The 24,340-nt window shown below is 69.4% G+C and carries 22 protein-coding genes and 1 pseudogene; 4 read left to right on the top strand and 19 right to left on the bottom strand.

What is annotated here, in order from left to right; translation table 11 throughout:
• Positions 1 to 5: 5 nt before the first annotated feature.
• The 5 genes from H5395_RS09770 to hisS are packed head-to-tail and all read right to left on the bottom strand — an operon-like array spanning position 6 to position 3,899.
• A complete protein-coding gene (locus tag H5395_RS09770) occupies positions 6 to 290 on the bottom strand; it encodes a DUF2171 domain-containing protein (protein ID WP_182792385.1) in 285 nt (94 codons plus the stop codon).
• A 60-nt stretch (positions 291 to 350) separates the two neighbouring features.
• Positions 351 to 623, bottom strand: coding sequence for a hypothetical protein (locus tag H5395_RS09765; protein WP_182792384.1), 273 nt, complete (start codon positions 621 to 623; stop codon positions 351 to 353).
• Positions 624 to 673: 50 nt separating this feature from the next.
• Positions 674 to 1,360 carry an ATP phosphoribosyltransferase gene (gene hisG / locus H5395_RS09760; protein WP_182792440.1) on the bottom strand — a complete coding sequence of 229 codons (687 nt, stop codon included), beginning with the start codon at positions 1,358 to 1,360 and terminating at the stop codon, positions 674 to 676.
• A complete protein-coding gene (locus tag H5395_RS09755; RefSeq protein WP_370576431.1) occupies positions 1,354 to 2,418 on the bottom strand; it encodes an ATP phosphoribosyltransferase regulatory subunit in 1,065 nt (354 codons plus the stop codon). Before H5395_RS09755 ends, hisG begins: the two co-directional genes overlap by 7 nt.
• Positions 2,418 to 3,899 carry a histidine--tRNA ligase gene (gene hisS, locus H5395_RS09750; protein ID WP_182792382.1) on the bottom strand — a complete coding sequence of 494 codons (1,482 nt, stop codon included), beginning with the start codon at positions 3,897 to 3,899 and terminating at the stop codon, positions 2,418 to 2,420. The genes H5395_RS09755 and hisS overlap by 1 nt, the downstream gene beginning before the upstream one ends.
• A gap of 49 nt (positions 3,900 to 3,948) precedes the next feature.
• On the opposite strand from hisS, the gene H5395_RS09745 reads away from it, so the two are divergent.
• The gene (locus tag H5395_RS09745; protein ID WP_182792381.1) at positions 3,949 to 4,149 is read left to right on the top strand and encodes a SlyX family protein; all 201 of its coding nucleotides are present in this window, start codon (positions 3,949 to 3,951) and stop codon (positions 4,147 to 4,149) included.
• On the opposite strand, the gene H5395_RS09740 is transcribed toward H5395_RS09745, so the two are convergent.
• The 3 genes from H5395_RS09740 to gatB form a co-directional block, all read right to left on the bottom strand.
• On the bottom strand, positions 4,128 to 4,301 hold the full coding sequence (locus H5395_RS09740; RefSeq protein ID WP_182792380.1) for a hypothetical protein: 174 nt from the start codon (positions 4,299 to 4,301) through the stop codon (positions 4,128 to 4,130). The two genes, H5395_RS09745 and H5395_RS09740, sit on opposite strands and share 22 nt — an antisense overlap.
• A gap of 424 nt (positions 4,302 to 4,725) precedes the next feature.
• Entirely contained in the window at positions 4,726 to 5,346 is a 621-nt protein-coding gene (locus H5395_RS09735; protein WP_182792379.1) for a DUF4177 domain-containing protein, read from the bottom strand.
• Positions 5,347 to 5,424: 78 nt separating this feature from the next.
• Positions 5,425 to 6,939 (bottom strand): Asp-tRNA(Asn)/Glu-tRNA(Gln) amidotransferase subunit GatB, encoded by a 1,515-nt coding sequence (gatB, locus tag H5395_RS09730; RefSeq protein WP_182792378.1) that lies wholly within the window; start codon positions 6,937 to 6,939, stop codon positions 5,425 to 5,427.
• Positions 6,940 to 7,080: 141 nt separating this feature from the next.
• Between gatB and H5395_RS09725 the strand changes: the two genes are divergently transcribed.
• A complete protein-coding gene (locus tag H5395_RS09725; protein ID WP_182792377.1) occupies positions 7,081 to 7,710 on the top strand; it encodes a hypothetical protein in 630 nt (209 codons plus the stop codon).
• A gap of 1 nt (position 7,711) precedes the next feature.
• On the opposite strand, the gene H5395_RS09720 is transcribed toward H5395_RS09725, so the two are convergent.
• Complete coding sequence (locus tag H5395_RS09720; protein ID WP_182792376.1) at positions 7,712 to 11,251, bottom strand: hypothetical protein; 3,540 nt, start codon at positions 11,249 to 11,251, stop codon at positions 7,712 to 7,714.
• Between the two features lie 213 nt (positions 11,252 to 11,464).
• Here H5395_RS09720 and H5395_RS09715 point away from each other — a divergent pair, with 213 nt between their 5' ends.
• The gene (locus H5395_RS09715; protein WP_182792375.1) at positions 11,465 to 12,622 is read left to right on the top strand and encodes an SIMPL domain-containing protein; all 1,158 of its coding nucleotides are present in this window, start codon (positions 11,465 to 11,467) and stop codon (positions 12,620 to 12,622) included.
• Positions 12,623 to 12,702: 80 nt separating this feature from the next.
• Here the strand turns inward: H5395_RS09715 and H5395_RS09710 are convergent.
• Positions 12,703 to 14,898 (bottom strand): annotated as a pseudogene (locus H5395_RS09710) (esterase-like activity of phytase family protein).
• A 182-nt stretch (positions 14,899 to 15,080) separates the two neighbouring features.
• On the opposite strand from H5395_RS09710, the gene H5395_RS09705 reads away from it, so the two are divergent.
• Positions 15,081 to 15,731 (top strand): TerC family protein, encoded by a 651-nt coding sequence (locus H5395_RS09705; RefSeq protein WP_182792374.1) that lies wholly within the window; start codon positions 15,081 to 15,083, stop codon positions 15,729 to 15,731.
• A gap of 76 nt (positions 15,732 to 15,807) precedes the next feature.
• On the opposite strand, the gene H5395_RS09700 is transcribed toward H5395_RS09705, so the two are convergent.
• The 9 genes from H5395_RS09700 to H5395_RS09670 all read right to left on the bottom strand — a co-directional run bounded on the left by H5395_RS09700 (position 15,808) and on the right by H5395_RS09670 (position 24,324).
• Positions 15,808 to 16,497 carry a GNAT family N-acetyltransferase gene (locus H5395_RS09700; protein WP_182792373.1) on the bottom strand — a complete coding sequence of 230 codons (690 nt, stop codon included), beginning with the start codon at positions 16,495 to 16,497 and terminating at the stop codon, positions 15,808 to 15,810.
• A gap of 1 nt (position 16,498) precedes the next feature.
• Positions 16,499 to 18,277 carry an aspartate--tRNA ligase gene (gene aspS / locus H5395_RS09695; RefSeq protein ID WP_182792372.1) on the bottom strand — a complete coding sequence of 593 codons (1,779 nt, stop codon included), beginning with the start codon at positions 18,275 to 18,277 and terminating at the stop codon, positions 16,499 to 16,501.
• Positions 18,278 to 18,324: 47 nt separating this feature from the next.
• Positions 18,325 to 18,501, bottom strand: coding sequence for a hypothetical protein (locus H5395_RS18915; RefSeq protein WP_255440591.1), 177 nt, complete (start codon positions 18,499 to 18,501; stop codon positions 18,325 to 18,327).
• A gap of 12 nt (positions 18,502 to 18,513) precedes the next feature.
• Positions 18,514 to 18,741 (bottom strand): hypothetical protein, encoded by a 228-nt coding sequence (locus H5395_RS18910; protein WP_255440590.1) that lies wholly within the window; start codon positions 18,739 to 18,741, stop codon positions 18,514 to 18,516.
• 30 nt (positions 18,742 to 18,771) lie between these two features.
• Positions 18,772 to 18,912, bottom strand: a complete 141-nt coding sequence (locus tag H5395_RS18905) for a hypothetical protein (protein ID WP_255440588.1) — start codon at positions 18,910 to 18,912, stop codon at positions 18,772 to 18,774.
• Positions 18,913 to 18,916: 4 nt separating this feature from the next.
• Positions 18,917 to 19,744, bottom strand: a complete 828-nt coding sequence (locus H5395_RS09685; RefSeq protein ID WP_182792371.1) for a GH25 family lysozyme — start codon at positions 19,742 to 19,744, stop codon at positions 18,917 to 18,919.
• Between the two features lie 119 nt (positions 19,745 to 19,863).
• Positions 19,864 to 21,243, bottom strand: a complete 1,380-nt coding sequence (locus H5395_RS09680; protein ID WP_182792370.1) for an FAD-binding oxidoreductase — start codon at positions 21,241 to 21,243, stop codon at positions 19,864 to 19,866.
• Between the two features lie 120 nt (positions 21,244 to 21,363).
• On the bottom strand, positions 21,364 to 23,163 hold the full coding sequence (locus H5395_RS09675; protein ID WP_182792369.1) for an aminopeptidase P family protein: 1,800 nt from the start codon (positions 23,161 to 23,163) through the stop codon (positions 21,364 to 21,366).
• A 15-nt stretch (positions 23,164 to 23,178) separates the two neighbouring features.
• On the bottom strand, positions 23,179 to 24,324 hold the full coding sequence (locus tag H5395_RS09670) for a patatin-like phospholipase family protein (RefSeq protein WP_234450928.1): 1,146 nt from the start codon (positions 24,322 to 24,324) through the stop codon (positions 23,179 to 23,181).
• Between the last annotated feature and the right edge of the window lie 16 nt (positions 24,325 to 24,340).

Raw genomic sequence — 24,340 nt, 5'->3', positions numbered from 1 at the left:
CGCGATCACCGCTGGCTGTTGTTTTCGCCCAGCTTTACGGGCGAGCCATCCTCTTCCTCGAACAACTGCCCGGCATTTGCGGCATCCGCCGAAAGCCACAGCTTGCCGCCATCCGTGGAGGTCACGGCCGACAGTTGCACGTAATGGTGGTGCTTGTCGTCCTGCCCATGCTCTTCGTCCTTGCGGACCATCTTGATGCGGTCGCCCTCGACCCCATCGACCTTGCCGACATGGACTCCGTCGGCGCCGACGACCTCCATGTGTTCCCTGATCTCGCTTGCTTCGACCATGACGGTCTCCCTTTCCGGCTGTGACGCGGGCCAACGCGCGAGAACGGGAAACGGTCCCTTTCAGTCGAAGGGCGTGGTCAGCTCGGTCACCCCGGTCTGCTTTTCGTAGATGCAGATCACTCGCTCGACACGCTCCTCGGCCTGCAGGGTGACGAGGGCCGCGGCGAAGCGTTCGGACCCGAAGGGGTTGACCTCGATCGTGGCGGCCGCGCCCTCGGGCAGCAGCGCACGGCACTTGGTTGCCACGTCAGCGCGCATCTCGGCCCATGCTTCTTCCGTCGAGGCATGAGCCGAAGTGGCAAGCAGCATGGCAAGCAGGACGAGGTGACGCATGGCGGCTCCTTCGGCACACGAACGCGGCGGGAAGCAGCGGGGTTGCAGGCTCAGCCCTGCGCGATGCCCAACCGCAGCGCAAGCTCGCGCATGGGCGCGGTCCCCGCGGCGGCGCGGTTGGCGAAAAGCGTGGCCTGGCTTGCATGGACCAGCGCATCGGGCAGGATCTTCAGGTGGTTCGCCCGCAGCGTCTCTCCGGTCGAGGTGATGTCGGCGATGGCCTCGGCGGTCAGGTTCGCCACGGTGCCCTCGGTCGCGCCCTGGCTGTCCACAAGCTGGTAGTCGGCGACCTCGTGTTCCGACAGGAAGGCGCGGACCAGCCGATGATACTTGGTGGCGATCCGCAGGCGGAAGCCATGGGCGGCGCGGAAGTCGCGGGCGATGGCGGCGAAATCGTCCAGGCCCTCGCAGTCGCGCCAGCAGGCGGGCACAGCCAGCACAAGGTCGGCATGGCCGAAGCCCATCGGTGCCAGTTCCACCACGTCGGACCGCCAGCCGGCCAGCTTTTCGCGGACGAGGTCGGAGCCGGTCACGCCAAGCTGGATGCGCCCGGCAGCGAGTTCGCGCGGGATCTCGCCCGCCGACAGCAGCACCAAGGACAGACCCTCGACGCCTTCGGCGCGGGCGGCATATTCGCGGTCGGACCCGGTGCGGGCCAGGCGGATGCCGCGCGCGGCGAACCAGTCGAAGCTTTGCTCCATCAGGCGGCCCTTGGACGGCAGGCCCAGCTTCAGCATGGCGCGCATTCCAGTTCCGTGACAAGGCCCGGACGGATGATGCCGCCGACGGCGGGGATCGCCTCGCCCTGCCCCAGCACCTTTGTCAGCGCGTCATAACGGCCGCCCGAAGCGACGGGCGGCCAGTCGGGACGCCCCTCGGCAGTGAAGGAGAAGGTCATGCCGTCGTAATATTCCATCGTCCGCCGTCCATGGCTGGTGTCGAAGCGGACCGTGGCCGGATCGATGCCGCGGGCTGCGATGGCCTTCAGTCGGGCGGCCAGCCGTTCCATCGCTTCGGCGATGGCAGGGATGTGGTCGGCCAGGACGCGCAATTCATCCACCGCCGTGGGCGCGGGGCCGGCAACGGAAAACAGCCGGTGCAGTCGTTCGCGCCATTCGGGGGCAAGCGGCGGACCTTCGGCGGCGGCCTCAAGCCGGGCAATGCGGGCCGCCATCTCGGCTTCGGTCCGCAACCCGGTCCAAGGGGCGCTGTTGACGGCGAAATGCCGGGGCTGCTCGACCTTTGAAAAGCGGTCGAGCAGGCGCTCGAACCTTTTGGGCCGCCAGATGTGATGCGCCAGCATCGCTCGGCGCGGGGCCGACAGCGGCAGGCCCGCCACGGCATCCAGCAGCAGATCCATGTCGCCCATCGTCGCCGTCAGGCCGCATGGGGCAAGAAGACAGTGGAACAGCGCGAAGACCTCGGCATCGGCGTCGGGGTCGCGCGAGAACAGCTCGAACCCGGCCTGCAGGGATTCGTTGTCGCGGGGGTTGGCGGGCCGGGTGTCGCCGTGGTCCTGCTTGCGGAAGACCTCGCCCAGATAGCAATAGCGGGCAGGTTCCGCGCCCTGCGCCATGTGCATCCGCACCACGGGCACGGTGAAGTCGGGGCGCAGCACGACCTCGCCGCGGATCGGGTCGGTGGTGAGGTAAGCGCGGGCGCGGATGTCCTCTCCGTACAGGTCCAGCAGGGTATCGGCGGGCAGCAGGATGTCCGGGGCGACCTCGACCGCGCCAGCCGCGCGGAAGGCGTCGAGGATGCGCCGGCCCACCGCCGCCTTGACGGTGCGGGAGATCATCGCGTCAGCATCTCGCGGACGGTGGCGACCAGATTTTCGCGCGGAACCTCGACCTGCGCGGGCTGGGATTTCCATTCCTCGACCGAGGCTTGCGTAGCGATCTTTGCGCCGAGAATGAGGTTTTTCACCTGCACGACATTCTGCGCCGCTTCGTTCGCGCCCTGGATCACGGCCACGGGTGCGCCGCGCCTGTCAGCATACTTCAACTGATTGCCGAAGTTCTTTGGATTGCCAAGATAAACCTCGGCCCGGATACCTGCAGCGTGCAGTTCCGACGCCATGGCCTGATAGTCGGCCATCCGGTCGCGGTCCATGACGGTGACGACGACCGGCCCCGCAGCCTCGGCCCCCGCCAGCCCCTTCTCGCGCAGCGCGGCCAGCAGCCGGTCCACGCCGATGGAGATGCCCGTCGCGGGCACTTTCTGCCCGGTAAAGCGCTCGACCAAGTCGTCATAGCGCCCGCCGCCCGCGACCGAGCCGAACTGGCGCTTGCGGCCCTTGTCGTCGAGGATCTCGAAGGTCAGTTCCGCCTCGAACACCGGGCCGGTGTAATAGCCAAGGCCGCGCACGACCGAGGGGTCGATGACGACCCGATCCGCGCCCATGCCCATGGCGTCCAGCATCGCAGCGATCTGGGCCAGTTCGTCCACGCCCTCGGCCCCTGTGGCCGAGCCGCCGACGGCCGCCCGCAGGTTCTCCAGCGTGGCGGCGTTGTCGCCGCCCTTCGAGGTCAGAAAGCGGAGCACCGGCTCGGCCTGCGAGGCGTCCAGACCAACGCCCTCGATCTCGGCCCCCGAGGCATCAAGGCGCCCGGTGGTCAGCAATTCGCGCACGCCGGTCTCGCCGACCTTGTCGAACTTGTCGATCTGGCGCAGCACGTCCGCCGCCTGATCGGGCTGGACGCGCGCAGCCTCCAGCACACCGTTCAGGACCTTGCGGTTGTTTACCCGCACCAGATAGTCGCCGCGGGCGATCCCCGCGGCTTCCAGCGCATCGGCCAGCATGGCGATGATCTCGGCATCCGCCGCGACGCTGGCCGCGCCCACGGTATCCGCGTCGCACTGGTAGAACTGCCGGTAACGCCCCGGCCCCGGCTTCTCGTTACGCCAGACCGGTCCCATCGCATAACGGCGGTAGGGCGAGGGCAGATCGTTGCGATACTGCGCCGCGACCCGCGCCAAGGGCGCCGTCAGGTCATAGCGCAGCGCCAGCCAGTCGCCCGCGCCGCCTCCGGGGACCGCTTCCTCCTGCCAGGCGAAGACCCCGGCGTTGGGGCGGTCCACGTCGGGCAGGAACTTGCCCAGGGCCTCGACCGTCTCGACGCCGCTGGTTTCCAGCGCCTCGAAGCCGTGCAGGTGGTAGACGGCCGCGATGCGGTCCAGCATCGCCTTGCGTTCCGTGACCTCCGGCCCGAAATAGTCGCGAAAGCCCTTGGGGGTCTCGGCGCGCGGGCGGCGCGGTTTCTGTTCCTTGGCCATGGGGGATCTTCCTTCAGGTCGCGGGCATCGCTTAACGGAAGGGTGCGGCATGGACAAGTTGCAGGCGCTGGAGGAGCGGATCGCCCATCTTCAGCGCAGCGTCGAGGACCTGTCAGACGTGGTCACCCGGCAGGCGGCCGAGATCGCCCGCCTGTCCCGCCATGTCGGCCTGCTGATGGAACGCGAGGCCGGGCGCGAGGCCGACGAGGGCACCATCCCCCTGGCCGATCAGCGCCCCCCGCACTGGTAGCGGTCGCGGCGCAGTTGCTGCCATGCCAAGATCGGCGCCACCAGCAGCATCAGGCAGACGAAACCGGCGACCATGGGGATCTCGGGCCAGCTCAGCGAGGCGGGGACGGCAGGGCCGAGCCGCTCGGACATGATGCGGGCGACCAGCGCCATAAGGATATAGCCCCGGTGCTGGCAAGGATCAGAACGGCGGCAAAGCCCTGGGCGACCGACAGGACGAAACGCGTGGGCGCCCCCTGTCGCACAGCAGGGCGAACTGTCCCGCGAACAGCGCCCTACCAGCGTCAGCGCGCCCAGTTCCGCGAGCGTCACCAATACCTGCCGCCACTGCAAGAATCGACAGCGCCGAACGCATATCACCGAGGATCGCGTGCAGTTGCGGCAGAACCGCGTCGGGGAAGAACGCGGCCGTCTTCCAACTGGCCGGAATACCGGCAGATGGCGCAGTTCGTGCCGGCCCCGTTGCCGTCGGCGATGAACAGGATCACGTTCCTGGCGCGGTTCACAACGTGCCGGGAGGTCCGGCAGGAGCGTGACAGGGCCGCGACGGCTGCGTGACGGCGAAATTCCGTCCGGATCAGCGTTCGGCAGGACCCAGCCGGCCGCCATTCCCCGGCATGGGTTCCGAGAAGATGCCGCCCGTGCGGGTTTCCGGCCGCTGTGCGGAAAGCGGCGGGCGCTGGACGAAGGGCGGCGCTTCGGCCGAAGCCTCGGCGCGGTCGGGGTCAAAACCCGGCTCGTCATAATCGTCCACCCGCGCGGCTTCCGCCCTGGCGGGTTCGGAGCGCGCGGTCTCGGCAGCCCCATCGCCGTCCGGCCAGTCAGGCGGAGGATCTGCCTGAACCGCCGCCTCGGGCGCCTTTGCCGCCGGCTGCACGGCAGCCAGAGGGCGCAGGGCGGGTCCCGCCTCGTGCGAGGCCGCAAGCGGCCGCTGCGTGCCCACGTCCTGCTGCACCTGCGCGGGGGCGAGCGCGCGGCGGAAGACCAGCAGGTTGTGGTAGACGGTCGTGCGGCTGGTCAGGCCGCTGCGTTCCTCGCAGGGCAGCGTCTCGGCGCGGACATATTCCCAGCCCGCCTGCGCCATCCGGTTGATCTCGGTCGCCAGCGCATGGGCGAAGCGGTCGGCGCCGCTGCGGGCGCCGCGGATCTTCTCGCCCCGGTTCGGCGCGGGCAGGACGGTGTATTCATAGGCTTGCATCGCACGCTCCTTGCGCCCCGGTCGCGTCAGTTTTAGCCGAACGCCCTTTTCCTCGCCAGCGTTGCAGATGGCCGGGGCTCAGAGCCCGAGCTTTTTCGCCACCAGCTCATTGACCGCCGCGGGATTCGCCTTGCCGCCGGTGGCCTTCAGCACCTGCCCCGTGAACCAGCCCGCAAGCTTGGGGTTCGCCTTGGCCTTTTCCACCTGCGCCGGATTTGCGGCGACGATCTCGTCCACCGCCGCCTCGATGGCGCCGAGGTCGGTGACCTGCTTCATGCCCCGCGCCTGCGCGATTTCGGCCGGGTCGCCGCCTTCGGTCCAGACGATCTCGAACAGATCCTTGGCCATCTTGCCCGAGATTTCCCCGCTGGCGATCAGGTCCAGCACGCCGCCAAGCTGTGCCGCCGACACCGGGCTTTCGCCGATGGACAGCCCCTGCTTGTTCAGCCTGCCGAACAATTCGTTGATGACCCAGTTCGCGGCCTGCTTGCCGTCGCGTCCACCGGCGACCGCCTCGAAGAAATCGGCGTTCTCGACCTCGGCCGTCAGCACGCCCGCGTCATATTCCGAAAGGCCGAGGCCCGTGACGAAGCGCGCCTTCTTCTCATCCGGCAGTTCCGACATCGAGGCCGCGATGTCGTCCACCCAGCCCTGCTCGATTTCCAGCGGCAGCAGGTCGGGGTCGGGGAAGTAGCGGTAATCATGCGCTTCCTCCTTCGACCGCATCGAGCGGGTCTCGCCTTTGTCGGGATCGTAGAGGCGGGTTTCCTGCACCACCGTGCCGCCGTCCTCGATGATGGCGATCTGGCGGCGGGCCTCGTATTCGATGGCCGCCTGGATAAACCGCATCGAGTTCATGTTCTTGATCTCGCAGCGGGTGCCGAGGACCGAGAAATCCCCGGTCTCGATGAAACGCTCGTAATCGCCGGGCTTGCAGACCGACACGTTCACGTCGGCGCGCAGGTTGCCGTTCTGCATGTTGCCGTCGCAGGTGCCCAGATAGCGCATGATCTGGCGGAGTTTCGCGACATAGGCCGCCGCCTCCTCGGGGCCGCGGATGTCGGGACGGCTCACGATCTCCATCAACGCGACGCCGGTGCGGTTCAGGTCCACGAAGCTTAAGCTCGGGTCCATGTCGTGGATCGACTTGCCGGCGTCCTGTTCCAGGTGGATGCGTTCGATCCTGACGCGGCGGGCGATGCCGGGGGCCATGTCCACGATGATCTCGCCCTCGCCCACGATGGGGTGGTAAAGCTGGCTGATCTGGTAGCCTTGCGGCAGGTCGGGGTAAAAGTAGTTCTTGCGGTCGAAGGCGCTGAACAGGTTGATCCGCGCCTTCAGGCCCAGCCCGGTGCGGACCGCCTGCGCCACGCAGAATTCGTTGATGACCGGCAGCATCCCCGGCATCGCCGCGTCCACGAAGCTGACGTTCGAGTTGGGTTCCGCCCCGAAAGCCGTCGAGGCGCCGGAAAACAGCTTGGCGTTCGAGGCGACCTGCGCATGGACCTCAAGCCCGATGACCAGTTCCCAGTCGCCCTTGGCCCCGGCGATGACCCTGGGTTCGGGGGCGGTATAGGAAAGGTGGTCGAGCATGGTGGCCTCCGGCAGTGTTGCGGTGGTTTCTATTGCCGGGGCCATTTGGAGACAAGGGCCGCCTGCGCCGGTCCCGCGATGCCGGTTGAGGGCGGGCGTCCCGCAGGCTAGGTCACGGACCGGAAAAGGAAGGGAAACACCATGCAGCGCAAGATGCTTGCGGCATTGGCGGTCGCGGTGCTTGCCGGCTGCGGCGTGACCGAGGCCGCACGGCAGGCGACGACCGCCCCCACCATTGCCCCGGCAGGGCGTCCCTCGATCACCGGATGGCTTACCCCTGACGCCCAGACCCCCGCTACGGATGGCGTGAGCGGGGACATGGAATGGAAGCAGGCGGCGCTTGGAGCGCTGGAATCCGAAGGCGTCACGCTGCTCTCTGCCCTGCCCGCCGACGTGATGCAGTTCTGCCCCGGCTACGCCCGCCAGACACGAGAGAACCGGGCGGCCTTCTGGGCCGGGCTGGTCTCGGCCATAGTCGAGCGGGACGCCCGGCCCGAAGCCCGCGAAAGGCGGCTGCCGCTGATGCAGATCTCGTTGCCGGACGCGCGGGCGAACGGCTGCGGCGGCGCGATGACGGACGGTGCGGCCAACGCGCGCTGCGCCGTGCGGATCATGGCGCAGGCAGTCGCGCGGGACGGCGCGATCGCGGGCCGAAGCGGTGCAGGCAATTCCGGCTGGACGGGTCTTGCGCGCAACTGGCTGCCGCTGCGATCCGACCGGCAGCGCGGCGAGATCGCGGGCTGGACCCGCAGTCAAAGCTACTGCCGCTAGGTCAGCGGCCGTTCAGGATCGGCAGGTTGTAGGTGCGCCCGCCCTTGACGTAGCTGATCTTGCCATTGCCGATCGAGTTGATCGCGCCGCCGTCGATCCGGTCGCCCAGGCGCACCGTCACGATCTTGCCGTTGCGAAGGCGGATCAGCCCGCGGCTGGCCCGCCCCGCGCCGATCACGCCGATGACCTGCGTCTTGTTCAGCTCGATCCCGCGCACCGTTGCGTTCTTCGCGACATCGCCGGCGGTGCGGCCCTCGACCGGTTTCTGGGCGATCTCGGGCTCGTCATCGACCTCGGGCGGGCGGTAGCTGCCGCGCGCGGCGATGGCGGCGCGCTCCTCGGCCTCGGCCTGGGCGCGGGCGCGGGCTTCGGCAGCGGCGCGGGCCTGCAGGTCGGCCCGTGCGTCCGCAGCGGCGCTCTGGCGGGCGCGTTCCTCGGCCTGCCGCTGCAGCCCCTCATCCCGCAGCCGCTGGGCGGCTTCCGCCGGGGCGGGCTGGACGCTGGCGGCCGGAGGCATCGCGGGGGCCGTCATCGAAGCCGTCGCGTCGGGACGCGGCCGCATGGTGGTCGCGGCCGCCAGCGCAACGGTTTCCGGCGCGGCAGACGTCGCACGGGCAGGCTTGCGGACGGGCACGAGCGATGCGGCGGCGGCCATGATCGCAGGCTCCGCCCCGGCGTTGGTGCCGACGGCTTCGGCAAGCGCGGCTTCGACAGCCGAGGGCGCGGGCGTGGTCCCGCGGGCGGGCCGCGCAACCGGCCGGCCCCTGGTGTTGGCCGCGGTCCTGACGGGGGCGCTTGCAGCATCGGCAGGGGCGGCGGGCTTTGCCGCCGCGCGCTTGGCCGGGCGATCACCCCGAGCCGCCGCCGGCTTTGCCGCGACGGCTTCGGCGATTGCCGCATCCACAGCCGAACCGCTGCCGGGACGGCGGGACGGCCGGCTTTCGGCATAACGCTCTCCCGCCCCCGCGGGGAGTGACAGGCGCGGCAGCCACGGAGTGGCGGCGTAAAGATCGAACAGCAGAGAATCCGCCGCCACGCGTTCCTGCGGGGTCATCTCGGCGGCTGTCACGGACTCATCGGCCGAGCCTTCCTCGGGACGCGGGCGCGGCCGAGCCGGGGACACCGGCAAGGCGCTGGTTGCCTGCGGCTGTGCCGCTGCCCGCGGCGCGGCCTCGGGGCGCGGGGGGGCTGCCGGGCGCGAGGCGGCGGGTGCCGGCGCCGAGGAGGCGCGGCCGGGTGCCGCCGCACGGGCAGGTTCAGCCGCCCGCGAAGGCTGGGCCGGCGCCGCAGCGGGCCGAGAGCTTGGCCGTTCCGAACGGGTCAGCGCGCTGCGGCCGGGCACCACCGCAGGAAGCGGATCAGCCTGCGAGGCGGAGGGGGCAGCCGCAGGCGCAGGGCGCCGCGGTGCGTTCGACGGTCGGATCACCGGGGTCGGCGCGACTGGGGCTGCCGCAGAGGGAGCCTCTGCCCGTTCAGCAGGCGCCTCAGAAGGTGCCTCAGACGGCCGCGCCGCGGGGACGGCGGCGGGCGCTGCCGCAGCGAGTTCCGCGCGGGTGGCCGCCGGGTTTTCCTCGGCGGAAGCACGGTTCGCGGCTGGCTCCACCACGGTGGGGGTGGTCGGCGCCGAAGGAGCTGCCTGCATTTGCGCAGGCGCGCGTTCGTTCGGGGCCAATGCGCTTGTTCCGGCAGGGAAAGCGGCAGGTTCTCGCGCGCCGGGCCGCGACGTCACGGCAGGTTCTTCATGTGGTCCCGCTGGCCCCCCGATTCTGCCGGTCGGGGCCGCCGAGACGTTAGCCGCGTCCGGTGCCGATGGCGCTGTCGGGACAGCAGAGATCCCGGCATTGGCCGGGTCGTTGCTGGACGTGGCCCGAGCAGCAGGCGTGGCTGCAGGCTCCGGCACGGGTGCCGCGCTGCTCGGGGGGGGTTCGGACGGTCCCGCCAGAGGGGCAGAAAGCACGGGCTGCGCCGCATCAGCAGCAGGGGGCACGGCGGCTGCACCCGCCGGAACAGTGCTTTCAACCGTCCGTGCGGCAGGTGGCACCGTTGCTGCCGGACGCCCCTGCGCGGGTTCGAGCGTCGTTGTCGAGGAAGCAGACGGCTGCGCTGAAGGCGGAGCTGCAGGCGGCGCAGACGCAGACGTTGTTCTCGCTGCGGGCTGCGTTGCGTCCAGGGTCGCGCTTTCGACTTCCGGAGAAGGTGTTCCGGCAGTCTGCGTGTCACCGGGACCGGGCGTCGCGAAAGCCCAGATCAGCACCAGTCCCAGCAGCAGCGCGCCCAGCATCACCAGCAGCGCCCCGACACCGCCCCGCGCGCCGGGATGGCGGCCGGATGGAACCGCCGGACCTTCGGGGATGATCGGCGCGCGACCGGGTGAGACGCGCGCCTGTTCGGGCGACGGTGCTGCGGGACGGCGCGCCGTCGGAACCATCCCGGAAGCACCACGACCCTCTGGCCTAGCGTCCTTGCGCACTGCGACCGGCGCTATCGGCTGAGCCGGAGAGCCTATGGGCCGGGTTTCGGCAGGCGTGTCTGCTGCAGCGGGCGTAATCGCCGCCGGCGGGACCTCGCCCACTGCCTCGGCCGGCGCGGGGGCCTGCGTGGTCGGACCAGCCTCCGGCTCGGCTGCAAGGCTGTCAGCCGGGGTCTCAGAAAGGGTTGCGGCATCCGCTTCTGCCTGTGGCCGGTCAGGGGACAGGTCGATGCGGCCGGCCCTCTTCTCCTCATCCCCAGTGTCCCCCGCGGATGCGCCATTGTCCGAGGTCGATTCGCCCACATCCCCTGCCTCATCCGCGTCGGGCGGACCTGCGGGTGACAAGGGCGCGGGGGATACCTCGGCAACAGAGGCAGCGGCCTCGGGCTGCACGGCGGGCGAATCCTGCAGGGCAGCGATCCCGACCTCTCCATGATCATCGGCAGAGGCGCTGCCGGCGGTCTTGGCCGGGGAATCGGTCGGGGCCTCTGCCACCTCGGGCGGCGAAGCGGCCGCGACATCCTGCACGGCGTCTCCCGGCAGGTCGGCGTCGCCCAAGGCCGTCCCGCTTGTCCAGTCCTTGCCGCCGAACTGGGGAGTCGCGGGAAACACCCCTTCGGGCGGATCCGCCAGGAAACCCTCGGCCGCAAAACCGTGGCGGCGGGCGAAATCCTCGGCCTCGCGCAGCGTCTGCCGCGCCACCGCCGCCACGCGCACGTCGCCCGCGCCCTCCGGCCGCCAGTCCCAGGCCAGATCGGCCACGGGATAGGGCGTCAGCCCGTCCAGCGCGCGGCCCAGGTCGGCGGTCCTGCGGACCTCCTCGCCCACCGGCAGCGAGGTGTAGAGGATCTGGTCGTCGGGGATGATCAGCGCCACGCGCGCATCCGGCCCGTTCGCCGCCAGCTTGCGAAGCCGCGTCATCTCGGCCCTGAAATCCGGCGCATCGAAGGCCGCGACCGCCTTTTCCTTCCACTGGATGGATGTCGCGGCGGGCGAGCCTGCGCGTTCCATCAGGTGGACGGCCTCACTGCTGAAGGACAGGGCGTATTCGGGCGCGGAACGCGTGCTCATGGGCGGGGCTTTTCCGTTCTGGCCGGTCGTCGTTCATGCGCGATCCGGTCCGTTTCTGCTCAACCCATGGATAACCCAACTGCGGCGCGGTGCAAAGCGAAACACCGTCTCGTGAAAGGCCCCCGGCGAAATTGCGAAGTTGCGCCCAAGGGGCCAGACTGGCGCCGACGAGCGGCAGCCTGCCCGTCGCGGAACTGTTCTCAAGGAGCGCCCATGGCCCAAACTTTCTCACTCATCCCGGCCGCGCTGGCGGGCACGGCGGCGCTTGCGCTGACAGCGTGGCCGGTGTCGGCCCATCCTGCGGGGCATGGATGCGGCAAGCCCGCGACGATCAACGTGCAGGGCGAAGGCCGCGCCAGCGTCGCGCCTGACCTTGCCACGGTGTCGCTGGGCGTGACCACGCAGGCCCCCACCGCCGCGCAGGCGATGGCCGACAATGCCGCGCGCCAGACGGCAGTGATCGAGGCGCTGCGGGCGCAGGGCGTGGCCCCGGCCGACCTGCAGACGCAGGGGCTGAACCTGTCGCCGATCCAGGACTATTCGCGCGAAGGGCAGCCGCCGGTCATCACCGGCTACCAGGCGCAGAACATCGTGACCGCCCGCATCCGCGACCTGCCCCGCTTGGGCGAGATGCTGGACGCCATGGTCGGGGCCGGCGCGACCGACGTGCAGGGCATCGGCTTCTCGCGCGAGGACGCCGCCGCGACCGAGGACCGCGCCCGCACAGCGGCCGTGACCGAGGCCCGGCGCCGCGCCGGGGTGATCGCTGACGCCGCCGGAATGGAAGTGGGACCGCTGGTGTCGCTGACCGACACGAGCATGTCGGGCAGCCCCCGCCTCATGGCGATGATGGCGCGGGCGGCCGAGGCGGATGCCTCGACCCCCGTCGAGACCGGAGAGCTGACGCTGACGGCGCAGGTGACCGGCGTGTGGACGCTGCTGCCGGCGGGCGGGACCGCCGATTGCGGTCCCGGCAAGGGCCGGGGACACCACCATGGTAAGATGCCCGGCAAAGGGCATGGTCCGGGGGACGGCCATCATTCCGGCATGATGGACGGACATCGTCACGGCGAGGGGATGCCGCCGGAGGGCGAGGGGCGCCCTGCCCCGCCCGTCCCGCCGCAGGCTGCGGGCGAGCCGGCCGGGTCGCCCGGATGGTCGCTTGCGCCGCAACCCGCCCCGCTGTCGCCCTCGGACCCCGCTGGCGCCGTGCAATCCGCACCGGCGGCCCCGCCCGTATCCGGCGGCCAGGCAGCGCCGCAGGAACCCGCCCCACAGGTCGGCGGAACCGCCACCCCCACGAATGGCACCGATGCAGCCACCCCGGATACAGGCGACGCGGCATCCGTCCCGCCCGCGCCCCTGAACTGACGCGCCCCGCAGGAATGCGGAAAGGGGAGCCTGCAGGCTCCCCTTTCCCTTGTCTGCAGCCCCTTGTCTGCCGCAGCGGGTCAGTCCAGCCTGACCGACCAGATAAAGGTTTCGCCCGAAGCATCCTCCACCCCGTCGTTGTCGGTGGCGATCCATGCGGTGCCGTCCGAGGCGATGGCGAGGCTTTCCACCTTGTCCTGCACAAAGCCGCCCCAGCCCAGCAGGTCGGGAATGAGGTCGCGCACCGGCTCTTTCGTGACCAGCGGCAACTCGCCGCCCAAGGGCGCAGGGTTCAGGTCGGCCAGCGGAATCCGGGTGATGGCCTTCAGCCGGGCGGCCTGACCGATCAGGTTGTCGCGCTCGATCACATAAAGGTGGTCGCCGTGGCGGGCGATCTCGGACAACCCGACCCAGCCCTCGCCGCTGTCCAGCGGATAGCGGACGGCGGCCCAGTCCTGTGTGGCGGGGTCCAGTTGCAGAAGCTTCGTCTGCCCCTCGGGATCGTCGCCCCATTCGCGCTGGACGGCCAGCCACAGCTTGTCCTCGACCAGCGCGATGCCTTCAAAGCCGAACCGCGTCTGATGCGGGTCCAGCGCCGCAGGAAGGCCGATCTCGTCCGTGATCGCGCCCGAGGCATCGACGCGCAGAACGGCGTGGGGCACGTCCTTCCCGGCATCGCCCTCCGAGGCAAGCCAGAAGCCGCCATGCCCGTCCGATGTGATCCCCTCCAGATCCAGCTTTTCGGCAGGCTGGCCGTCACGGGTCACGATGGTCTTCGCGGTGATCCGCGCGGGCGTCGCGGCCGCGTCGATCGTGTAGATCGCAGGTTCGGCCGAATAGGCGCTGTCGCTGACGGCGAAAAGCCGGGTGTCATCCGCCGGATCGACGGCCAAGCCCGAGATCGCGCCCCAGCCGATCAGCGGCTCGCTGCCTTCGCTGGTCAGCGTCGGATAGGCGGCAGGTCCCTCGGTGCGCTCGTAGATCATGACATGGGAACGGGCGCCGCCGTCCTCGCCCAGATCGGTCTCGTTCGCGGTGGCGAACAGGTTGCGCGCGGGAATGGGTGTCAGCCCCTCCGGCCCGATGCCCGAGGGCAGCAGTTGCAGCAGCCGCGGGTCCGCCGGGTCGGCGACGTCATAAACCCCCACCACGCTGCCGCGTTCGGAACCGACGAACAGCAGCCGCTGGTCGCCATAGGCGGCAAAGGCCATCCCCTCGGGCTCGACGCCCTTGTTGTCGGAACGGCCGTCCGGGTAGTGGCCGATGGCGATGAGCGCGCGTTCAAACGCAGTGCCGCTTTCATGGACGACGCTTCCGTCCTTGGACCAGATGGTGAAGCCGCGAGAGCCGCCCTACCAGTCGCCCTCGTTCGCGGTGGCGAAATGGTCGTCGTCAAGCCACACCACGGCATCCGGTTCTCGCGGAACTTGGCGCTGTGCGCCGGTGAAATCCAGCCGGCCATCGTCCTCGGTATCGATCCCGTCCAGATCGACGGCGCCCGCGCTGAAATGCGCCGCCACCTGCCCGTCCGCGCCGATCACCACGAGATGGTTGTTTTCCTGCAGGGTGACGGCCAGCTCGCCCGCCTCGTTGAAGGACAGGTATTCGGGTTCGGGGTCCTCGGGGACGACATCGGCCAGCCCGGTCAGGTCGATCCGCTGCAGCCCTGCGCAATCGACGCCCGCGTCGGTGACCGGCAGGCGCAACACGAAGCCTGCGGGCATCTGCGGCAGCGCCCCGTCGTTCACCTCCTCGTCGCGCTCGTTCTCGATGGCCACCGCAATCATGTCGCCCGCAGGCGAGATCGCCACGGCATCGGGCTGCCCGCCCAGATCGCAACCGGCGATGACCTGCCCGCTGGACAGATCCAACGTCCGCAGCACGCCCGAAGGATCGGTGAAGCTGTCCGAGGTGTTCACGCCCACGAAGGCAAGGGTCCCGCGCACGACCGCAGTGGTGGGTTCCCCGTCCATCGGCACGTTACCAAGTGGCTTCGGCTGGCGCGGATCGGTGATGTCCACCATCCCCAGCGCCCCCAGCGGGCTGTCGGAATAGATCAGCATGCTGCCGTCCGGGGTCACGGCCATGATCTCGGCCGAGGTCTCGCGCGCGGGGTCTTCCCCTTCGGCCATGTTGTCCACGGTCGCAAAGCTCGCGATGCGGTTGAAATGCGGCTCGGCCAGCGCCGGGGCGGCGGCCAGAAGCGCAAGCGCCGAGGTCAGCATGGAACGGATCAGCACGGACAAAACCCCCTTGTTCGTGAAAGCTGCGCCCATGTCGCAGGCCAGCGTGACGGACGCATGACAGAATGGTGCGCTTGCCGTTTGGCGGGCATTGCCCTCGAACGGCTCAGGGTCTATGCGGCGCGCCGGGCTAGGCGGCGCGAGAGACTCGGGCGGCTGCCGCCGTCCGCAACGGAACGCCGGCTCTCGCGGTCGGGTGAAGCGAAAGGATCAGCATGGATTTCATCACCGGAGACTGGCTTGCGGCGCTGTTCCAGGTCATCGCGATCGACCTGGTGCTGGCGGGCGACAACGCCATCGTGATTGGCCTGGCCGCGGCCGGGCTGCCCAAGGACCAGCGCAACAAGGCGATCCTCGTCGGCATCATCGCCGCGACCGTCATGCGGATCGGATTCGCGCTGGTCACGACGCAGCTTCTGGCGATCACCGGCCTGCTGCTGGCCGGCGGCCTCTTGCTGCTGTGGGTCTGCTACAAGATGTGGCGCGAACTCAGCGCGGGCCACGCCCATCACGAGGTCGAGGCGCACGAGGTCCTCGAGGACGCCGACCTCGACCACGACGGCCGCGTGGGCGGGCCGCCGCGCAAGACCTTCGCGCAGGCCGCGACCCAGATCATCATCGCCGACGTGTCGATGTCGCTGGACAACGTGCTGGCCGTGGCCGGCGCGGCACGGCACCACATCGACGTGCTGATCATCGGCCTTGTGCTGTCGATCGCGCTGATGGGCTTCGCCTCGACCTTCATCGCCCGGCTCATCAACCGCTATCGCTGGATCGCCTGGATCGGCCTGGTCATCATCCTGTTCGTGTCGCTGAAGATGATCTGGGAAGGCTGGCACGAGGTCTCAGTCGCCTGGGCGCTCTGAGGCGTCTGCCGAGAGCCGACATCCCCGCCCCGGCCGGTCCTCCGGCCGGGGCTTTTCGTTTCCGCTCGTGGCGAGGTCAGCCTGACCGGATGGCGCGCAGGCCGCGGCGCTGGCGGCCATGCGCGTCGAAGTTTCCGGGCGACAGCCATTCCGCGTTCGCGGCGGCGATTGCGGGCCAGTCGGTATCGGTGATTGCCCACCAGGCGGTGTCGCGGTTGCGGCCCTTTATGACCATGTGGTTGCGGAAGATGCCTTCATAAGCGAATCCATAGCGCCCGGCTGCCCGCATCGAGGCGGCGTTCAGCGCGTTGCATTTCCATTCCACCCGGCGATAGCCCGCGCCGAAGGCCCAGGCGATCATCAGCATGATTGCCTCGCTCGCCGCCGCTGTCCGCTGCAGGGCGGGCGCGAACTGGATATGGCCGATCTCGATCACGCCGTTGGCCGGGTCGATCCGCAGGAACGAGGCCACGCCCGCGACCCTGCCCGTCCCCCGCTCGCGCAGCGCGTAGAAGAAGGGATCGCGGCCCAGAGCGACGGAGTCCTGCCACGTCCGGTAGTCGGCCCGGGTCGTGAAGGGGCCGTAACCCATGTAGTCCCACAACTCGTCATGGCTGTCGTTGGCTTGGAACAGGTCATCCGCGTGCCGCGCCGGGTCGAGCCGTTCCAGGACGACGAACCGCCCCTCGATCCGGTCGGGACCGGGTGGCAGAGGAGGCGTGAAATCAGGAACCGGCGCGCCCAGTGGCCGTTCGGGCACTGCCATCTCAGGCGTCCTTCGGCAGCACCCGCAGGCGCAACTCGCGCAACTGCTCGTTGGTGGGCTCGCTGGGCGCGCCCATCATCAGGTCCTCGGCCCGCTGGTTCATCGGGAACATGATGACCTCGCGGATGTTCTGCTCGTCCGCCAGCAGCATCACGATCCGGTCGATCCCCGCCGCGCAGCCACCGTGCGGGGGGGCGCCATAGCGGAAGGCCTTGACCATGCCGCCGAAACGCTTTTCCACCTCGTCCCGGCCGTAGCCCGCGATCTCGAAGGCCTTGAACATGATGTCCGGCGTGTGGTTGCGGATGCCGCCCGAGATCAGCTCATAGCCGTTGCAGGCGAGGTCATACTGGTAGGCATGGACCTTCAGCGGATCGCCCTCCAGCGCCTCCATCCCGCCTTGCGGCATCGAGAAGGGGTTGTGGCTGAAGTCGATGCGGCCGTCCTCGGTCTTCTCGTACATCGGGAAATCGACGATCCAAGCGAACTTGAACTGGTTTTCGTCGATCAGCCCGAGTTCGCGCCCAATCTCGGACCGCGCCCGGCCCGCGACGGCCTCGAAGTCCGAGGGCTTGCCGCCGAGGAAGAAGACGGCATCGCCTTCGTTCAGGTTCAGCGCGGTGCGGATGGCCTCGGTCTTCTCGGGACCAAGCGCCTTGGCGATGGGACCGGCGGCCTCTGTCGCGCCCGTGTCATCCTTGCGCCAGAAGATGTAGCCCATCCCTGGCAGCCCCTGCTGTTGGGCAAAGGCGTTCATCCGGTCCGCGAACTTGCGGCTGCCGCCGGTCGGCGCGGGAATGGCGCGGATCTCGGTGCCCTCCTGCTCCAGCAGACGCGCGAAGATGCCGAAGCCCGAGCCGCGGAAATGCTCGGACACGTCCACCATCTCGATCGGGTTGCGCAGGTCGGGCTTGTCGGTGCCGTATTTCTTCAGTGCCTCGACATAGGGGATCAGCGGCCATTCGCTGTCCACGCGGCGGCCGTTACCGAACTGTTCGAACAGCCGCTGGATCACCGGCTGGATGGCAGCGAAGACGTCCTTCTGCTCGACAAAGCTCATTTCCACGTCAAGCTGGTAGAAGTCGGTAGGCGAGCGGTCGGCGCGCGGGTCCTCGTCGCGGAAGCAGGGGGCGATCTGGAAATAGCGGTCGAAGCCCGCCACCATGATGAGCTGCTTGAACTGCTGCGGCGCCTGCGGCAGCGCGTAGAACTTGCCCGGATGCAGGCGCGAGGGCACGAGGAAGTCTCGCGCGCCTTCGGGCGAGGACGCCGTGATGATCGGCGTCTGGAACTCGGTGAAGCCCGCGTCCCACATGGCGTCGCGCAGCCATTTCACCACCCGCGAGCGCAGCATGATGTTGTTGTGCAGGCTCTCGCGCCGCAGGTCGAGGAAGCGATAGGCGAGGCGCGTTTCCTCGGGGTAGTCCTGGTCGCCGAAGACCGGCAGCGGCAGGTCTTCTGACGCGCCCAGCACCTCGACGTCGGTCGCATAGACCTCGATCTCGCCGGTCGGAAGCTTGGGGTTCACGAGGTTCGTGTCCCGCAGCTTCACCTTTCCGTCGATGCGGATCACCGTCTCGGCCCGCAGCTTTTCCAGCGTGGAAAACGCCGGAGAGTCGCTGTCGGCGATCACCTGCGTGATGCCGTAATGGTCGCGCAGGTCGATGAACAGCACGCCCCCGTGGTCGCGCACCCGATGCACCCAGCCCGACAGGCGCACGGTGGTCCCGGCGTCGGCGGCGGTCAACTGGCCGCAGGTGTGGCTGCGATAGGCGTTCATGGCGCGTCCTCTTGTGGTCCGGTGCCGCATGAACGCCGCGCGGGCCATCAAGTCAAGCCGGTCAGAACGGCTGCACCACGTTGCCCGAGAAGAAATACCGTCCCAATGCCCACCGTGAATAGCGCGTTGCCCGAGATGCCGTGCAGCACCCAGACAGCCGGAAAGCCGCGGCGCAGATAGACATGGGCGAACACCAGGCCGCCCAGGAAGGTCAGCGCCAGCACGACCCAGGACCATTACATCAGATGCGCCTGCGCCTCGCCGGGAAACAGCCCGGCATAACGATGGAGGAACAGCGAGCGGAAGATCAACTCCTGCGGCAGTGCCGACAGCAGCGGATAAAGGCACCACAGCACCAGCAGAAAGCCCGGCTGCGCCAGCCACATGATGGCCAGCCCCGTGACCGCCACCAGTGCAGCGAAGGCGATGCTGCGGGTCCAGCTTACGCGCCCCCACCCGCACAAGAGGTTGCGCCAGTCGAAATTTCCGGTCCATCACAGCAGCCCAAGCCCCGCGAGGGCGAAAGCGAACAGCGCCGCGAACATCTCACGCGGGGGCAGGAACAGCGCGATGGCCAGCGGCTCGCCGACGAACAAGCTGGGGAACTCGGCCCATAATGCCGCGCGCCGCGTCATCGCCTCAGCGCTGCATCCGCATTGCCAGCCAGCGGTTCCACTGGGCGCGGTTGCCGGCGAAGGCGTTCAGGTCCACGTTGCCGCGGAAACCCGGCGCGGTGCCGGTGCCGGTGTACTGCCAGAAGCTCCAGCGCTGGCCCGGATAGGTGCCGCGCGGATGGTCGGCGACCGAACGCAGCCAGAACTCGGCATTCACGTTCCGCACGCCGGTCTCGCGGTAGAAATCGACGGTGGTGTAGATGATTGGGCGCTGGCCATAGTGGCGGGTCAGCATGTCCATGAAGATGGCGACCTCGCGCTGCACCTCGGCCGGCGTCGGCCGATAGCGGCAGGTCCGCGAATGGCTGTTCCATTCGAGGTCGAGGACGGGCGGCAGCGCGCCGCGTTCGCGCGGCACGTTGGCGATGAACCAGGCCGCCTGCTCGGCCCCGCGGCGGCAGAAGTAGTAGAAGTGATAGGCCCCGCGCGGGATGCCGGCGGCCCGTGTCTCGGCCCAGTAGCGGCGGAACATCGGGTCGATGTGGTCGCCACCCTCGGTCGCCTTGATGAAGGCGAAGCTGACGCCCGACTGCCGCGCCAGAGGCCAGTTCACGTCGCCCTGATAGCGGGCCACGTCCACGCCATGCACCGGCAGGTTGTAGGGGTGGCCGCTGGTCCAGACATGGGGGGCGGTATCCCCGAACAGCGGCACCGCGCCGCCGGTGAAGGCGCCCCGGACCGTCTGGCCCGACCCGATGCTGACATCCGTCACCACCCGCTGTGTCGGCGTGCCCGCACAGCCTGCCAACGCGGTGACGGCTGCCAGCGCCACCGCCTTGATCCACAATCTCATGTCCCGCCTCGTTCCGTTTCTTGGCCTTGTTTGGCGGGACTATTCCACGGGTTTCCGGGCAAAGTCACGACAGCCGCCCCGGGCAGCGGCGCGACCCTGTTCACGAAACCGTCAGGCCGTCAGTCCATGTCCGGCAGCAGCTTGCCGGGGTTCATGATGTTGTTGGGATCGAGCGCCTGCTTGATCGCCGCCATCACCGCGCAAGCCTCGCTATGCTGGTCGCGCATCAGTTCGCGCTTGCCGATGCCGATGCCGTGTTCGCCGCTGATCGTGCCGCCCACCGCCAGCGCGCGTTCCGCCATGCGGTGGGCCAATCGCTTGGCAGTTGCAATCTCGCCCTCGTTGCCCGGCTCGACCAGCAGCAGCGTGTGGAAGTTGCCGTCGCCGACATGGCCGACGATATTGCCGAAGATGCCGGCTTCCTGCATGTCGGCCGCCGCCGCCTCGACCGCTGCAGGCAGTTCGGACATCGGCACGCAGATGTCGGTGACGACCCCCGTCGCGCCGGGCCGCAGCTTCAGCGTGGCCCAGTAGGCCGCGTGACGCGCCTCCCACAGCCGGTTGCGCTCGTCGGGGGTGGAGGCCCAGTGGAACCCCTGCCCACCGTTCTCGGCCGCGATCTCGCCGAAGCCCTGGGCATTGGCGCGCACGGCCTCGGGCGAGCCGTTGAACTCGACCATCAGATGCGGCTCCTCGCGGTAGTCCGAACCCGAGTGCAGGTTGATGGCGCGCATGGCCATCGGGTCCATGAACTCGATCCGCGCCATGGGAATGCCAAGCTGCATGGTCTGCGCCACGCAGGTCACGGCTTCGGAAAGCGAAGGGAAGGCGCAGACGGCGGCGGAGACGTCCTCGGGCTGGCCGTGCAGGCGCAGGGTCAGTTCGGTGATGATGCCCAGTGTGCCTTCGGACCCCACCATCAGCGCGGTCAGGTCATAGCCGGCGCTGGACTTGGCTGCCCGCGTGCCGGTGCGGATGATGCGCCCGTCGGCCAGCACGACCTCCAGCGCCAGGATGTTCTGCCGCATCGTGCCATAGCGCACGGAGGTCGTGCCGCTGGCCCGCGTCGCCGCCATCCCGCCCAGCGAGGCGTTTGCCCCGGGATCGACCGGGAACATCAGCCCGGTCGCCCGCAGTTCGGTGTTCAGCGCCTCGCGGGTGACACCCGGCTGGACCACGGCCAGCATGTCCTCGGGCCGCACCTCAAGCACCCGGTCCATCCGCATCAGGTCCACCACCAGCCCGCCGTGGATCGCCAGCGCGTGCCCTTCCAGCGAGGTGCCCGTGCCCCAGCCGATCACTGGCACGCCATTGTCGTCGCAGACCTTCAGGATGCGCGAGACCTCGCCCGTGTCCAGCGGAAAGGCTACGGCATCCGGCGGCGGCGCCCGGTGGAAAGTCTCCGAGGCGCCATGCAGCGCGCGGTCGGATTCGCCGGTGGAAAGCCGATCGCCGAGGATGGCGCGCAATTCAGACAGGACGGCTTCGGAAATGGGCATGGTTAGTCCTCCAAGGCTGACGGAAGATGCCAGCGCACCGCGCCGCGCTCAAGGTGCTTCTTCTTCGTGAAAATATCCCGGGGAAGGCCGGAACGGCCGGGGGCAGCGCCCCCTGCGACCTCACCCCTGCAGCGGCGCCGTCGCTTGCTGCAGCCAACCCCGCACGTCCTCGGGCACCAGCGGCCCGATCTCGTCCCGCACCCGCGCGTGATAGGCGTCAAGCCAGGCAATCTCGGCGCGGCTCAGCATCCCGATCCCGATCAGTCGCTTGTCGATGGGCACCAGCGTCAGCGTCTCGAAGCCCAGCATCTCGCGCCCGTCCGGGCTGGCGGCGGGTTCCACGACGATCAGGTTCTCGATGCGGATGCCCCACTCGCCCTCGCGGTAATAGCCGGGCTCGTTGGAAAAGATCATGCCCGGTTCCAGCGGCAGTTCCGACCGGCGGGATATCCGCAGCGGCCCTTCGTGCACGCACAGCGCGGCGCCCACGCCGTGGCCGGTGCCGTGGTCGAAATCCATCCCGGCCGTCCAAAGCGGTGCGCGCGCCACCGCCTCGATATCCCGTCCCGACAGGCCATTGGGGAACCGCAACCGGCTGAGCGCGATCATCCCCTGCAGCACCCGCGTATAGGCGTCCCGCGCGGCTTCGGCCGGCGCGCCGATGGCGATGGTCCGGGTGATGTCGGTCGTGCCGTCGGGGAACTGGCCGCCCGAGTCCAGCAGCAGCAACTCGCCATTCTCGACGGTCCGGTTCGTGGCCCCGGTCACGCGGTAATGCACGATGGCGCCGTTCGGGCCTGCGCCGCAGATGGTGTCGAAGCTGATGTCGATGGCGCCCGCCTCGCGGCGGAAGCCTTCCAGCGTCCTGGCCACGTCGATCTCGGTGAAGCGGCCCGGCTCTCGCCCGTCCACCCACGCCAAAGCCCGGATCACCGCCACCGCGTCGCGGCGATGGGCGGCGCGCATCCCCTCGATCTCTGCGAGGGTCTTGCGGGCCTTGGGCAGCGCCACGGGATCGCGGTCGCGGGCGATCGCGATCCCCGCCTCCTCGACCGCGCGGAACACCGCCTCGGGGGCGGTGTCGGCATCCAGCCTGACCGGACCTTGCAACTGCTCAAGCGCCGGGGCGAACTGTGCAGGATGCGAGATCGTCACCTCATTGCCCAGATGCGCCCGCAGCTTGTCGTCGAACTTGTCAGGGTCCGCGAACAGGCCTACCCGCTCCTCGGCGTCGATGGTGGCAAAAGCCTGCACGATCGGGTTCCGGGGAATGTCCGCGCCCCGGATGTTCAGAAGCCAAGCGATCGAATCCGGCATCGTCAGCACCGCCGTCCGCTGCCCCGCCGCCTGCAGCGCCGCCGCGATGGCGGCCCGTTTCTCGGCCGGACCCGCCCCGGCCAGCGCCGCGTCATGGACGCGCGCCGCGCCTTTCGGCGGGGCCGGGCGGTCGGGCCAGATCGCATCGACCGGATTGGCGATGGGCCGCAGGACGATGCCGCTGCCCGCAAGCCCCTTTTCCAGCGCCTCGATCTCGGCGCGGGTATGCAGCCAGGGGTCGTAGCCCAGCGCCCCGCCCTGGGGCAGCGCCTTTTTCAGCCATGCGCTGGCGGTGGTCTCTGGCCAGGGCACGGGGGTGAGGATCGACGGATCCACCTCGGCCCGGACCTGCACCCGGTAGCGCCCGTCGATGAAGACGCCCGCTTTCAGGGCCGTGACGATGGCAAAGCCGGCGCTGCCGGAAAAGCCGGTCAGCCAGCGCAGCCGCGCGTCCGCGTCGGCCACGTATTCGCCCTGATGCGCGTCGGCGCGGGGCACGATCACCGCGTCAAGCCCCCGGCGCGCCATCAGGTCCCGCAGCGCGGCGATCCTCGGCCCCGCTGCCGCGGGGTCGAGGGTGGCCGAGAAGTCCTGCCAGCTCATCCGCTTTCCTTTCCTTCAGCGCCGCCCCAGCAGAGGCTGCGCGTCATCCGCCCAGCCACGCGCCGAGCGGCCCGTCGCCAGTCCCGCGGCGAACAGCGTGTTCATGTAAACCGCGTCGAATGGCTGGTAGGACGGCAGGTTCAGGTCAGGCGGCACCGCCGTCACGTTGAAGTCGAAGCCGTCGCGCCGGGCCTGGGCCTGCATGTCGGCAATGTTGCTGACCGACTGGTGCTTGATCAGCGTGGTCACGCTGCGCGCGGCGATCGACACGACGCCGGGCGGGGTGGCCTGATGCTCGGCCGCAAGCTTGGAATTGCGGATCACCCACATCCGCCGCGGTCCCCGCGGCGGCGGCGGCCGCAGGTCGGGCGGATAGGCGAAGACGCCGCGCGTGACGCCGCCATCGACATGCAGTTCCTGATAGCGCCGCCCGCCGGCCACCACGTCGATGGTGACGGGCGGGAAGGCCCCCGGCACCGAGGCCGAGGCGAGCAGGATCTTGCGGATCAACTGCACCCGGTCGGGCTGCCCTGATGCGGCGATCCGCCCGATGTCCCAGATCACCTGCCGCTGGGCATCGAGATCGGTCGTCCCGATCAGCAGCAACCGGCCGCGCCGTCGCTCGGCCGCGATGACGGCGACCATCTGCGGCGTGACGATCCGGTTGATCTGGTCGCGCAGCGGCGCGCTGTCCCCGATCGAGGGCGCGCCCGCCAGCACCGCCAACGGGCGCAGGATGAAGATGTCGGCGGCCGTGGTCTGGGTGTAGAACCGCTGCAGCGCGTCGTCATAACCGGGACCGAGGAAGGCCAGCGGCGCGATCAACGCCCCGGTGGACACGCCCGTCACATAGTCGAACTCGGGCCGGTCCCCACGCTGGGTCCAGCCCTTCAGCACGCCCGCGCCGAAAGCCCCGGCATCCGCGCCGCCCGACAGGGCCAGCAGGTCCAGAGGCTCGCCGGAGGCCAGCCGCTCCAGCGTGGCGCGGCCCAGGTCGTCGGCCGAGGCGTCGCTGGGTCCAAGCTCGTCGCCGTAGAAACGGATATGGGCATAGCCCGCGGGTTCGGCCTGCGACTGGACTGCGGCCGGAACGGCGGGGGCCATGCGCAACGGCACGATGCCGCAGCCGGCCAGCGCCACCGCCGCCGCCACCGCAAACATGCGCACGAAAGCCTTG

The sequence above is a fragment of the Paracoccus sp. MC1854 genome, assembly GCF_014164635.1.
GTDB lineage: Bacteria > Pseudomonadota > Alphaproteobacteria > Rhodobacterales > Rhodobacteraceae > Paracoccus.
Note: the sequence above shows the minus strand (reverse complement) of the source record. Positions and strands in the feature narration are given on the sequence as shown.

Excerpts from the sequence above, each read along its gene's own strand:
- H5395_RS09705 (WP_182792374.1), top strand. The coding sequence starts at position 15,081 with ATGGATTTCATCACCGGAGACTGGCTTGCGGCGCTGTTCCAGGTCATC.
- H5395_RS09675 (WP_182792369.1), bottom strand. The coding sequence starts at position 23,163 with ATGAGCTGGCAGGACTTCTCGGCCACCCTCGACCCCGCGGCAGCGGGG.
- gatB (WP_182792378.1), bottom strand. The coding sequence starts at position 6,939 with ATGCTCGACCACCTTTCCTATACCGCCCCCGAACCCAGGGTCATCGCC.
- H5395_RS09745 (WP_182792381.1), top strand. The coding sequence starts at position 3,949 with ATGGACAAGTTGCAGGCGCTGGAGGAGCGGATCGCCCATCTTCAGCGC.
- H5395_RS09685 (WP_182792371.1), bottom strand. The coding sequence starts at position 19,744 with ATGAGATTGTGGATCAAGGCGGTGGCGCTGGCAGCCGTCACCGCGTTG.
- H5395_RS09725 (WP_182792377.1), top strand. The coding sequence starts at position 7,081 with ATGCAGCGCAAGATGCTTGCGGCATTGGCGGTCGCGGTGCTTGCCGGC.
- H5395_RS09670 (WP_234450928.1), bottom strand. The coding sequence starts at position 24,324 with ATGTTTGCGGTGGCGGCGGCGGTGGCGCTGGCCGGCTGCGGCATCGTG.
- H5395_RS09700 (WP_182792373.1), bottom strand. The coding sequence starts at position 16,497 with ATGGCAGTGCCCGAACGGCCACTGGGCGCGCCGGTTCCTGATTTCACG.
- aspS (WP_182792372.1), bottom strand. The coding sequence starts at position 18,277 with ATGAACGCCTATCGCAGCCACACCTGCGGCCAGTTGACCGCCGCCGAC.
- H5395_RS09735 (WP_182792379.1), bottom strand. The coding sequence starts at position 5,346 with ATGCAAGCCTATGAATACACCGTCCTGCCCGCGCCGAACCGGGGCGAG.
- H5395_RS09680 (WP_182792370.1), bottom strand. The coding sequence starts at position 21,243 with ATGCCCATTTCCGAAGCCGTCCTGTCTGAATTGCGCGCCATCCTCGGC.
- H5395_RS09765 (WP_182792384.1), bottom strand. The coding sequence starts at position 623 with ATGCGTCACCTCGTCCTGCTTGCCATGCTGCTTGCCACTTCGGCTCAT.
- hisG (WP_182792440.1), bottom strand. The coding sequence starts at position 1,360 with ATGCTGAAGCTGGGCCTGCCGTCCAAGGGCCGCCTGATGGAGCAAAGC.
- H5395_RS18905 (WP_255440588.1), bottom strand. The coding sequence starts at position 18,912 with ATGACGCGGCGCGCGGCATTATGGGCCGAGTTCCCCAGCTTGTTCGTC.
- H5395_RS09715 (WP_182792375.1), top strand. The coding sequence starts at position 11,465 with ATGGCCCAAACTTTCTCACTCATCCCGGCCGCGCTGGCGGGCACGGCG.
- hisS (WP_182792382.1), bottom strand. The coding sequence starts at position 3,899 with ATGGCCAAGGAACAGAAACCGCGCCGCCCGCGCGCCGAGACCCCCAAG.
- H5395_RS09740 (WP_182792380.1), bottom strand. The coding sequence starts at position 4,301 with ATGGCGCTGGTCGCCCGCATCATGTCCGAGCGGCTCGGCCCTGCCGTC.
- H5395_RS09770 (WP_182792385.1), bottom strand. The coding sequence starts at position 290 with ATGGTCGAAGCAAGCGAGATCAGGGAACACATGGAGGTCGTCGGCGCC.
- H5395_RS09720 (WP_182792376.1), bottom strand. The coding sequence starts at position 11,251 with ATGAGCACGCGTTCCGCGCCCGAATACGCCCTGTCCTTCAGCAGTGAG.